Genomic DNA, 951 nt, shown 5'->3' with positions numbered 1-951 from the left:
GGCTATGATATAGATATTCAAAGCTTTAATCAGCAATTTCCAGATTATTATAATGATATATATGTTTTTAATAAAAATCTTGAAATCAATGGAGCATATCAAAATTTAGCACATATAAATGAAGAAAATAAAATTACTTTTAATATAAATTTATCGCAAGAAGAAAAATCCAAAATTGAAGAAATAAGAGATAAGAAACAAGTTCTTTCCAAGTTAATAGATAAGGATATCAAAGAAAAAAGAGAATACTATTTTGATCCTCAAAATGAAGAATACTTACTACTGTCAAAGAAAATAGAAGATGGATTATTAAAAAAACCAGAAAATATTATAGATGGAAAAGAAGGGTATAAGGTAGAGCTGATCTTAGATGTTAAGGGGAAATCTCTTAAACAAAATTTACGATACAATGGGTATATTTTAAATTCTAATCAAGCTATAAAATATAAAAGTTATAAGGACATATTAAGTAACTTACCTTATTTACTTGATGACAAACATAGAGAAGTGCTTTTAAATGGATATTTAAATCAGCAAATAGAAAATGATAGAACAAGGCAAGAAGAAAATCCATTTAAAGAAGGTATGAGTGTTAGATACAAAGGAAAAGAATATACTATAACCGCCATTAACGATAATACAAGTCCTAAAACTATAGAACTAGAAGATAGCACAGGACTAATGAATGGTTTTATTACCGGAAGTGAAACAATTCTTTTTAATGATTACAAAAATCTTGATTTAGAAGTATATAAATCTAGTGAAAAAGAAAAACAATCTATTGATAAAGGGGAACTAGTAGAACAAATCAGCTTTGAAGATATTGGCAATAATAACGAAGAAGAAGTTAAAAAAGACAAAAAGACTGATAGAGAAAATATAGAAGGGGTTTCTGAAGTTTCTTTAGAAAACTATAAAATTATTAATGAAGAAGAAAACCTATCACCTTCG

At 26.2% G+C, this 951-nt stretch carries 1 protein-coding gene; it reads left to right on the top strand.

Annotated features, from left to right (window positions below; translation table 11 throughout):
• A partial coding sequence (locus tag HMPREF0072_RS10270; RefSeq protein ID WP_004830348.1) for a hypothetical protein occupies nt 1-951 on the top strand: 951 nt, incomplete at both ends.

It is taken from the genome of Anaerococcus lactolyticus ATCC 51172 (assembly GCF_000156575.1).
In the GTDB taxonomy this organism is placed as follows: domain Bacteria; phylum Bacillota; class Clostridia; order Tissierellales; family Peptoniphilaceae; genus Anaerococcus; species Anaerococcus lactolyticus.
Note: the sequence above shows the minus strand (reverse complement) of the source record. Positions and strands in the feature narration are given on the sequence as shown.